General features: G+C 35.3%; 11 protein-coding genes and 1 riboswitch. Of the genes, 5 read left to right on the top strand and 6 right to left on the bottom strand.

From position 1 onward, the window contains the following. Positions 1 to 382, top strand: a 382-nt coding sequence (locus AC625_RS27375) for a hypothetical protein (RefSeq protein ID WP_049684128.1), incomplete at its 5' end; no start/stop codon positions are given. 311 nt (positions 383 to 693) lie between these two features. Here the strand turns inward: AC625_RS27375 and AC625_RS26295 are convergent. The 3 genes from AC625_RS26295 to AC625_RS24960 all read right to left on the bottom strand — a co-directional run bounded on the left by AC625_RS26295 (position 694) and on the right by AC625_RS24960 (position 2,231). Continuing rightward, entirely contained in the window at positions 694 to 816 is a 123-nt protein-coding gene (locus tag AC625_RS26295; protein WP_082191334.1) for a YjcZ family sporulation protein, read from the bottom strand. 344 nt (positions 817 to 1,160) lie between these two features. Continuing rightward, positions 1,161 to 1,400: a YjcZ family sporulation protein gene (locus AC625_RS24965; protein ID WP_049684127.1), complete on the bottom strand. Its 240-nt coding sequence runs from the start codon at positions 1,398 to 1,400 to the stop codon at positions 1,161 to 1,163. Positions 1,401 to 1,643: 243 nt separating this feature from the next. Next, positions 1,644 to 2,231, bottom strand: coding sequence for a MerR family transcriptional regulator (locus AC625_RS24960; RefSeq protein WP_049684126.1), 588 nt, complete (start codon positions 2,229 to 2,231; stop codon positions 1,644 to 1,646). Positions 2,232 to 2,921: 690 nt separating this feature from the next. Here AC625_RS24960 and AC625_RS24955 point away from each other — a divergent pair. Continuing rightward, the gene (locus tag AC625_RS24955) at positions 2,922 to 3,746 is read left to right on the top strand and encodes a hypothetical protein (RefSeq protein ID WP_049684125.1); all 825 of its coding nucleotides are present in this window, start codon (positions 2,922 to 2,924) and stop codon (positions 3,744 to 3,746) included. 29 nt (positions 3,747 to 3,775) lie between these two features. On the opposite strand, the gene AC625_RS24950 is transcribed toward AC625_RS24955, so the two are convergent. Together AC625_RS24950 and AC625_RS24945 are read right to left on the bottom strand one after the other, a co-directional pair. Then, positions 3,776 to 4,801: an integrase domain-containing protein gene (locus AC625_RS24950; protein ID WP_049684124.1), complete on the bottom strand. Its 1,026-nt coding sequence runs from the start codon at positions 4,799 to 4,801 to the stop codon at positions 3,776 to 3,778. 1,342 nt (positions 4,802 to 6,143) lie between these two features. Beyond that, positions 6,144 to 7,088, bottom strand: coding sequence for a BMQ_0737 family morphogenetic spore coat protein (locus AC625_RS24945; protein WP_049684123.1), 945 nt, complete (start codon positions 7,086 to 7,088; stop codon positions 6,144 to 6,146). Positions 7,089 to 7,277: 189 nt separating this feature from the next. Between AC625_RS24945 and AC625_RS24940 the strand changes: the two genes are divergently transcribed. Next, complete coding sequence (locus AC625_RS24940) at positions 7,278 to 7,679, top strand: DUF3992 domain-containing protein (protein WP_218971237.1); 402 nt, start codon at positions 7,278 to 7,280, stop codon at positions 7,677 to 7,679. 51 nt (positions 7,680 to 7,730) lie between these two features. Here the strand turns inward: AC625_RS24940 and AC625_RS24935 are convergent, their stop codons facing one another. Further along, the gene (locus tag AC625_RS24935) at positions 7,731 to 8,282 is read right to left on the bottom strand and encodes a site-specific integrase (RefSeq protein ID WP_049684121.1); all 552 of its coding nucleotides are present in this window, start codon (positions 8,280 to 8,282) and stop codon (positions 7,731 to 7,733) included. Between the two features lie 240 nt (positions 8,283 to 8,522). Here AC625_RS24935 and AC625_RS24930 point away from each other — a divergent pair, with 240 nt between their 5' ends. Together AC625_RS24930 and AC625_RS24925 are read left to right on the top strand one after the other, a co-directional pair. Beyond that, the gene (locus AC625_RS24930; protein WP_049684120.1) at positions 8,523 to 8,831 is read left to right on the top strand and encodes a hypothetical protein; all 309 of its coding nucleotides are present in this window, start codon (positions 8,523 to 8,525) and stop codon (positions 8,829 to 8,831) included. Between the two features lie 908 nt (positions 8,832 to 9,739). Continuing rightward, positions 9,740 to 9,822, top strand: a riboswitch (cyclic di-GMP riboswitch). A gap of 35 nt (positions 9,823 to 9,857) precedes the next feature. Next, entirely contained in the window at positions 9,858 to 10,043 is a 186-nt protein-coding gene (locus AC625_RS24925; protein ID WP_049684119.1) for an aspartyl-phosphate phosphatase Spo0E family protein, read from the top strand. The last annotated feature ends 359 nt before the right edge of the window (positions 10,044 to 10,402 follow it).

The raw sequence follows: 10,402 nt of genomic DNA, 5'->3' as shown, positions 1-10,402 counted from the left end.
TGAATTTAGAAACTCTGGTCAAAAGGGTTGGTTTTTTATTGGAGAAGGTGAAGAACCCCTTGATAAAAGTATTTTTGATTATGTGAAATCGAGTTCACCTAAAGTTCATACACCTTTCACACGAAGTAATCAGAAGTTCACAAAGAGTAATAAGGAATTCACGAATCATTCACCTATTGTTCATGAGCCGTTCACCCAAGATGAAATTCATATGATTAAGGAAATGCTTAAATCATGGCAAGAGGTTACCCCAACTACACAAACCAATGAGCCAAGTCTTTATGACCGCGTCAAACAGTTGCCACAAAGTGACAAAACAAGAAAGACTATTGTTATTGATCGTGTTATTGGTAAACGTTTAGATGAGTTTTGTGAAGCTTAGAGGATCAATAAGTCTGATATGTTGCATTTAGCATTAGCCGACTTTCTAGAAAAATATGAAAAGTGACCAAAGAAACAAAAAGGATTGGATATCTAAGAGGTACCCAATCCTTTTTTTGCCGATAATTGATTTTATGTAAACTAAAAATGTATATAATATTCATGAGTTATTCTGGGATCTTGTTCAGCTAAAGGATTAATGGTGACATCAGTTTAAGAAGAAGACCCTTTTTGGTGGTCTGCAAAAATGTAAAGATTGCATTAACCACCTTAAATTTAAAGAAGGACGACCATAACGGTCGTCCTTGCTTCTTAAAAGAATCCTCCGCCGCCGCAACTACAGGCAATAATGATTAAGAGGATAAACAATACGATAATCAAGGCAAAGCCGCCGCCGAATCCTCCGCCACAACCGCCATCAACAAAACCTGACATACATAAACATCTCCTTTTTTTAAAGGAGGTAATACATGGGCTAATTAATTGTATGTTTAAAATAATGAAATGACACAAATATAAGCATGTTTATATGACTTTGTAGGAATTTCAACTGTATTTTTAGTGAAGATAAGCTCATTTACTAAATTAATGCATAGCATAGGTATTGACCCAACCCCAGACATAAACAAATATCGAGTTTCATAAAAGAAACAGAGACCTCCTTATTTGGAGGTCTCTGTTTCTTTTATGAAACCAATTCACCATAAATATGGTCTTGATAGTCAGCAATCTTAAATTAAAGAAGGACGACCTATGTTAGTCGCCCTTTTGTTATTTATTTAGCAGAATCCGCCGTAGCCATAGCTACTGCCTCCGAATCCAGGGCCACCAACTCCACCGTAGCCATATCCACCGCCGCCGAATCCAGCGCCACCAACTCCACCGAATCCTCCACCGCCGAATCCTCCGGCACAACTACAACCAACAATGATTAAGAGGATAAACAAAACCACTATAAAGGCAAAACCGCCCCCAAAACCAATACCGCCATTACAACCATCATCTACACAACCTGACATATACAAACAGCTCCTTTTGTTTTTAGGAGGAACTTACTACGTGCATGTGTTAATTAATTGTATGTTTAAAATAGTGAAAGGACACAAATATAGGTATTTATCATGCTTATTTTCATTTTGTAGTAAGTACAAAAATCATGTTTTGTATTGAATTAAAAAGGAGTCCTGTAAATCAGGAGTCCTTCTTTTTATTAAAATTATTTTAGGTTCCTGTTAATGGTAAGGGGTTTATCTTGGCATAGTTCATCTAAAAATCTTTGATAGCAAACCCTTTTTTTCTTTTTTTTGTTCTTTCATGAAGACATTGAAGGTATCTTTTAAGTCTTTATCAGAACTAATTAAATCTTTAACGATTCCCTTTAATACCTCATTATCTTCCTGGAGCTTATTCAATTTACTATCTTCGAGTAATCTTGTTTCATTTTGCTTTTCCACTAATTGAGATAAGCGATTAACTTCCTGCTGCATACGTTGAAACTCATTACCGATTTGCATGAACATTTCATTAGCGCCACTTTGTTCAAAGGCCTGTCCAAGCAGCAAAGCCATTTCGTTCTCTTTTTCCTTTTGCTCCTCATCCGTTTGCGACTGATGATATAAGTTCTCCTTAATTAACTCTTCTTTCACATCATCAAACGTGACATTTCCTCCATGTTTGAAAACTTCAATGATCTTTTCGATCTTTGGAAACTCGGTATGTGGAATCCAACGACCAGTAGTTCGTTTATCAAACTCAATTAAGCCTTTATCGCACCAAGTTCGCAATCTCGGAACTTCAATGCCAAATCTTTCGGCAACCGGACCTATGGATGACCACTTTATATCACTCATTCTAATTCCTCCTGCGAATAATATTGCGGATTGAGATTCAATTGAGTCTAAAACTAGAGTGAATTACCTTTAAATTAGATAGTTTATATTTGTAATCAGAACCTTGGTTTAAGTGCTTTTTAATGTTAATTAAGTCTTATTATTACATGATTTAGTCTTAATTTATATAGCTTTAGACACAAAAAAAGGACCCCATAAATGACGTAGATATTTAGTGGAAGTTGAATCTATTTTTGGACAACCCGAATTCAATTATCTCTTTGTTTTTCTATAGTTTTCAATAAGGTGCTTTATGTAACTGAAGCCTTAAATATGTCAAAGACTATAGGCTCTTCTTTTTTCTATAGTTTTACGTTATAGCGAAAAGACTCATAATCTATCAAAATTACTTGTTTTTTAGTAGCAATTGTTGGATAATTAACCAAACAAATATGGACGTAAAAAAAGAACCTCAACGTGTGCAAGTGGGACGGCAATCCCCCTTACACCGTTCCCCCTAAACCACCTAGGGAAAACACTTGTCGAAGTTCTTGTAACTAACAATATTAGTACACTCATTTTAGTGTATTTTACTGTTAGTTTCAAGAAGAAAATATTGTTTCTTTCTAAGAAACAATAAAAAAGACGCTGTTTCCCTTAAAATTTATCGGGAACAGCGTCTTTTTTATTGTCCACTAAGGAGGAAATACCATGTTAGTAGCAGGCAGAATAGAAAATTTTAAAGAATTGAGCAAGTTTAAAAGCATAAAAGAATTTAACAACACGATTGAAATGTTCCTGGCTGAACATAAAAAAGATTTTACTAAAGGGGAATTAATCGCGTTCAAACGCCTAGTTCGGTTCTCGGCTAAATATGTAGGTGTGGCTAACGCAAAGATTGGCACTCTATTAAGAGCCATCAATGAAAAAGGGAATGGTTTTGGTATAAGCCGATCAACCTTTGAACGGATGTTGAGAAAAGCGAAGGATTTAGGTATCCTATCGGTCGAAAATACGGTTAAATCCAAAGGTGGAAAAGGGCATAATGTCTATATTTTTAACAAAATTGATGCATTAAAAAAGGAAACATTGACGTATTGTGAAAATCACGAGAAGCCTTGCGACAGTGAGAATGAAGGGCTAGATTTTGAAAGGGAAACTAGTAATCTTTTAAAAACTAGCAATATTAAAAAGATAAATATACGTAAGGAAACGCATTTAGATTCTACTTTTACAGCTTCTTATGTTCCAAAAGAATTTGTCCAGACTGTTAAGCCTTTCTTTAATCATGCTGCTATGATCGAAGACCTTTGGAAAAGTGTTTACCTTGATACAAAAGCAATTAAAAACATAGTAGATCCTGAAATTATTACATATACAGCTATAGATGCCTTTAAACAAGCAATCCGAGTTTATAAAAAAGGGAAGATCAGAACGACATTGGCTGCCTTCTTCACAGGTACTTTTAAAAACCTCATGGACAAGGCTTACTTTGCTATTACTTTAGAAGAGATCTGTGAAAAAATAACTCGCTAAAACAAAAAACCGCATGGATAAACAATGGTTTAGATGCCTTTCATATAGACTTCACATAAGTCGATACGTCCCTTGCCGTGGCCTAAATAGGCATGGATTTTATCTATTACCTGATTAACTGCCTGATAAATAGGGCGTTCTTCTCGTCGCACTAAACGATCTCGTCTATACCCTTTTTCTCGATTTTCCAGCATTCTTTGAATCATGTTTCGTCCTGATTGTTCAATTCCACGAATGCGCAAGTCTTTGGTTAACATTTCACGAGCATATGTATGGCGAAAAGAATGGGAGCCTTCAATTCCAGATCGATTATAGGCTGATTTTAAACTATTGTATTTAATCTGAGAAACATATTCGTTTGGAGATTTCCCTTGAATTAATTCGTGAATTCTTGTTTCGAATTCTGGGTGACAAAGGGACTCACGAGGTCTACTAGCTTTCGTTACGCCATGGGCTGAATGAATCGCCGTTTTATCTTGTGTAGCAACCCAATAGAGCTTTCCTTCTTTTTCACGAATATGAGCAACTTTCGTATTCGCAGCTTCTCGGAGTCGTAATCCAAAAGCCTGCTGAAGATCAGCTCCTATTTTGGCATTGTCGGATAATTTTTCACGGAAACTCTTAATTTGCTCAGAAGAATACGAACGATTCTCCGGTTTTTTTCGTGACTTTGAATCAATCAATCGTGTTTTCGGAACCCAATCTCTAGGTTTTTGTCCTTTTTCTTGAGAGATTTTAGCCATGCCTTTTGCTAGTATCCGTAGATTCGTTTCTATGTTAATCAAGTGGCCGTTAGAGACGCCTGTATCTTGCATATAAGCTATATAATCTCGATAATGAGCTCTTTTCAACTGAAATAAATCCTTGATTCCCTCTTGTTTAGCCCATTTAGCAAAATTTTGGGAGACCGAAAGAGCGTGTTTAATTTGGTCGGTCGAGTGGATCCCTGTTTGCTCCCCAGAATCTCTCAATCCTTTTTTAGAAATGCCAATATAATTGATTTTCTTAATCGATTTTTCAACCTGATACTTCAACTTATTTCCGCCTCTTGCCACTTTTTTGCCTCCAATCTAACGTAAATAAAATAGAATAGGATCCCCATTTGGGCATAGAAATCCTAATTTTTGTACCCCACGCCATAAGGTGACGCATTTCAAAAACTTCGTTTTTTCAAAATGCTTCACCATATGGCGTGACGCCTGGTGCAGCAAACAAACATGTATGTATTTAAGCCTAACGCCAGCGACTTCGTCGCTACTATTGTGATGCCATGCAACACCACGGATTTTTGTTTGCTTTATTAAGGGTATGTCCTAAACCGCCCCCAGGCGATCGGCTTTATACGTCTGCCTGCATTACGGATACTTTGCCGAGTATCAAATCGGTATAACAAAAAAAGAGCAAAGTTAACAGACTCTACTCTTTACTCTCAAATGATTTTTGACAATCAATCTCATCATTATGATCATTTATATCTACTCAAAGAAACCTTTCGAAACAAAGCAATACAGCTTAGTTTTCTTTTCAAACGCCACTCATTGATTGTTTAGTTTTTAACACACTTGTCAGAACGTATAAAATGCCCTGGTTTTCCATTTTAGTCATTACCTTAAAAAAACACATAAATTTATTTAAAAGCCCTTAAAAGGCTGTTACTTGAGCTTGGATGCTCATACATTCTTATAGACTCAGCTATTTTTGTTCAATATCAACGCTACTCTCATAAGATTTTTCAAAAGACACACAAAAGCCTCTAAGGCTCAGTTTGGTTTGCATAGCAAAAAAAGCTATGAATCACAAACAGCCCAGAGGCTTATACATTAGTTATCACCGCAGACTCGAAAGTCGCAAAAAAAGAAAAGAAAGTTTTATATACAAATATTAACACCCTTTTATTTACAGAGCAATGAGTAGGTTTATTTTTCTGACCACAATTCAAATTATCTAATTACAGAGAAATATCGAAATAATAAGATAGCGATGTATGACGCACGTTTTCATTATACTTGTTTGCGTTTACATGGCGAATGTTTGCGTTTTCAACGACTTTGTCAAAAAGTCTTCCATGTACGATAATAAAGCCATATCAATTAGGAAGGGGATAATCTACATGAAAAACGTTGTAAAATCAGTAACAAATGCTATGAAATTTTTCGGAAAAGAGTCTACAAAAGCTTGGAATTATGGAATAGAAATTGAAAAGACGGGAAGAAAAAAGGGAAATTAGAAAATAATTCGTTGATAAAAATTTCAAAAGTAAGGATTGATACGGTGAATATACCTAGCCCAAATTATTTAATTGCTCCGTTTTATTAGCCGATTCCCAAAGATAAAAAGGGAAACGGTTTTTTTTATGCAATGATAATTGAGTGGATTCGATGCTTTCCTTAAAGGTTTTCACTGACACCATACATGGTTAAGATCTTCATTATTTAAATCTTCACGAGGTCTACAAATAGTACCTTTAAGCTCAATACATACATCTGCAACAGAAGATATACTTTGACAAATAGAAAGAATAATAACAGCCTCTATACAATGCGTATCGTTATAAACTGAAGGAATAACATGTGCCTTACAATCAACATCGGTTATGGTACAGTTAATTTCTGTTCCTTGAGGAGCACATAAAACCACGGAATCCACTTCATAAAACGGAATAATACATTTTAAACAGGTTTGCCCATTATGATTGATGAATTGAATGCAAATGAATCCTTGTTTTAAGAGATCAACTCTTTGTAGAAAAACAGTTTTGCCTAGTTGATTTATAACAGGGACAGTCACTCTATCTTCTGGATATGTCAATTCTTTACAGGTTATTGAGCAATCATCATTCAAAGAAACTAGATTGCCGTGACAATCCGATAAATGACAAGTGGTACTCTTAATATCTTTAATTGAATTTAGATTACAATTATCATTTTGATGAAAGTGAAGCATTAATTTAAAATCTCCATAGCAGTGATTATTCTGCGAACTTTTTCCATTGCATTGAACTTCGATTGAATCAAGGTGTGTAAAGGTAGCTGAAAATGAACTTCCTTCGTTTATATTTGCTTGTTTTTCTCCATTAACAAACACAGCTAATGAACTTCCACATCCTCTTTTAAAATTAATACAAATTGAACCTCCGATTTGGCTAAGTCCATATGTTGTCCATAGAGTGGACTTTCCCACTTCTCCACAAGGGATGCAAAAATCACAGCATATAAGATCATCCAACCTTTTTTTCTTCAGATGAACAGTTTTTTTAAATTTGATAACAAGAGAATTATTTACCTGATCAAATACTTTAAGGACCTTTAGACAATGCGTAGTTGGATTCTCATTTAACTGCATGTATTCTTTTGTACCTCCTTAAGTGAAGAGTTCTTTATTTATCTTATGTTTTTACATATTAAGAAGGTAACGAATTGGTCCCATAATTAGGCGTTTAGGAATTCAGATATAAATCAATAAGTCCAAGCAATTTCTAGTCTTGACACATGTAATAAATGGACAATTAAAAAGAATGGAGATGAATCTATTTTGTGTCAAAACTCTATAGGAAACATGGGCCACGGCGATTTTAGTTGCTGCGACCCTAAAAATTTTGTACAAGATAAAATTTGTAATAATTTCACAGTTTCTGGTGATGATGTAGTAGGTGCGGATATCCTTTATGCTACAAACTCAAACGAATTAATTTTTTCATCTGGGTATATCAAGAATGTTGGAAATTTCCCTATTACGGTGCAATTTGTAAAAGGTGCAGATCCTATAACCGGTATTGGAGGTACTATTGTTAGGCAAGCAGATGTTACATCCGGAGGATCATTTTCTTTTACAGTTTCACGATTTGATACTGTTCGTGCATTTGCTACTGGAGCTACACCACTTTTACCAGCTGCAGGTGAATTTTGTATCACTCCTCGTTATGTAATTGGTTAATCTTTTCTCTATAAAAACAGGTAGGGTGTCATTTCGACACCCTACCTGTTTTTATAGAGAAAAATCTTTTAATGTTTCGTCGATTTCGTCTTGCGTAATCCCGATATACCGTTTGGTGATCGACGGTGCGGAATGGTTAAAAATATTCTGGAGAAACGCGAGATCCTTCGTTCTCCGATAATACGCATACCCAAATGTTTTTCGCATCGTATGCGTGCCGATATCACCCCGCCCTAGCACGTCTCCGGCCTTCACAAGCGCTCTATAAGCTTGAGTGGGTGTAATGGGTCCATTTCCCTTCCGACTTGAAAACAGGTACTCTTCATCGCTCATATGAGCCGTATAATCCTCAATTTCTTCCCGAAGCTTCACTGGCAACATAAATCGCTTCGTTTTATTCGTTTTTTTCTCCCGAATTACAACATGCGCTTTTCCTCGTACATCACCAACAGTCAACGGCACAATATCACTGACTCGAAGCCCGGTATTAATCCCAAAGACAAACAAAAAATAGTCCCGTTCGGAACCATATCGGCGCAATGCCCATTTCATATCCTCAATTTCTTTGGCCGTTCGTAACGGCTGCACGTTCTTTTCTTTCATGATTTTCCTCCACTATCGTACATTCAACGTATGATATGGATAGTTTATCAAAAAGACCCACTGTTATCAACGATTTGAATGTACGAAAATATACTAAATCATACATTCAGAAAAAACCCTTCTTCAGTTAAAGGGTTAACGAACTAAGAGAATGAAACCCATTTATGGACAGGAGCCCTCTCAATCATCAGTAGGCATGCATACTCTGCAGAGTAGTCTTTGATGAAAGGAGAGAACCGGATGAGTGGTTATTATGACAAGGATAATAATGAAAAAATACAAAAAAAGGCAGCTGAGCTTTTGACTTTGCTCAAAGAACAGCAACAAGAACAGGATCAAGCACAATCTCAAGCTCAGGCAGTGACTGATACTGACACAGTAAATAACAAGGTTGAAAATAATGCTAAGCAAACAATTAATGTTAATGTCGATCTTGATATTTTGTTTGTCATTATCTTCCTCCTTTTTAGTGACGCTGATAGCAGAAAATCTTTTAGTGAAGATACTATTGCCAAGGCTATTGCGATGGTTAACACACTGAAAGAATAATGAGGTTTAAAATGAAAAATAGCTACAACGTGCAATATACATTTTTAGATTAATCCAGGACACTTACTTAATGTTAAGTGCCCTTTTATTTTAAAAATACACGAAAACAAGAGATATATAACGGAATTTTAAGAATAATAGAATTAATTACGCTTTCATGGATAATGTTCCCGTTTTCATGAGAAATGGTTACGTTTTCAAGGGCTTTGATTAATAAAGCTCCATGTTGGATAATATAATCATAGAAACGAAATAGAAAGAAGCAAAAATAAGAAGCTTTTGTTATCGCTTGGGGTTAGTGGACTAATTTCTTAAAATAAAATTATAGATAAAGGATGATGTAAAAATGATTCTTACAATGATTAATAATCAATGGCGTATTTTTGATACAAAAAAAGAAGCTACAAAAGCTGTAGCAAAAGAAGTGCGTGGCTTAAAAATAAAAAACGAAACAGACAATTTGTAGGAAATTAACTACTAAATTGTCTGTTTTTATTTTGTAATAAAACAAAATCGACTATAAGCGTCCTGTTAGGCCTAGTGACAGGATTCTTGTCATAGACTGAAAAGTAAATTCCTTTAGAATAAAACGCCTCTTTTTTATGCAGCTACCAGGCTTCTTCAGAAGCCGAAAATGTTGATTCATCAACCATTTATAAAATCATGTATAAACGATAAAAATGGACCATTCGGAACCCCTTGAGAACCAAGGGGGTTTGTGTTTCGGAAGTTCCGAAAATTGACCTTATGTTAACTGGATTTGTATAACGTATGCATAAATTACCTTTAGATTCTTGTTCAACTAAAGGACCATATTGTTAAAGATCCATGAATCCACCCTCTTGGCAATTATTTCGATAGCAACAACAAAATGCGACAAATTCCGGAATCTAATTACAGTAATATATAAACAGAAAAGGCAAACTTATTGAAAAATAAGGACGCAAAACTACAGATCTAAAGTTTTAACTATGATGGCTGAGTTGCCTAAAATAATGTACATATTTTAGGAGGTTATCTTGTTGAATGGTATTTACAGAAATGGACGATTTAGAAAACAGGATCAATGAATTGAAAAAGGAATTAATTCTGATTGCAAAGGAAACAGGCTTAAATAGCCACGACACCATTAATTGCAGTCAAAAATTAGATCAGCTTATCATGGTTTACCAAAACACCTACAAAATAAAACTACTAGCATCCCCGTATTAGTATAAAAATCCCCTTTTCAATTATAGGGCGCTTTAATTGAACAAGCAGCTAAATGGATCTTCCAGTCGAAGATCTTTTTTTAATGCCGATAAAGGTGATTATGTTCACTTACTTGAAGGTCATACGTATTTCACATGGAATAATACGTATATGAGTTTGTGTGAAATGAGGGTGAACAATCTATGAGTGTAGATCAAAAAGCATCCATACGAAACATTTTAGAAGTATTAGCACAAGAAGGAGTAAAGACAGGCGATGTGGCTAAACAAATCCCTGGCATAAGTGAAAAACCATTTAGACATGCATTAAAAGAGGCTGGATATGAATTTAGAAACTCTGGTCAAAAGGGTTGGTTTTTT

Source organism: Peribacillus loiseleuriae, assembly GCF_001183985.1.
GTDB classification, from domain to species: domain Bacteria; phylum Bacillota; class Bacilli; order Bacillales; family DSM-1321; genus Peribacillus; species Peribacillus loiseleuriae.
Note: the sequence above shows the minus strand (reverse complement) of the source record. Positions and strands in the feature narration are given on the sequence as shown.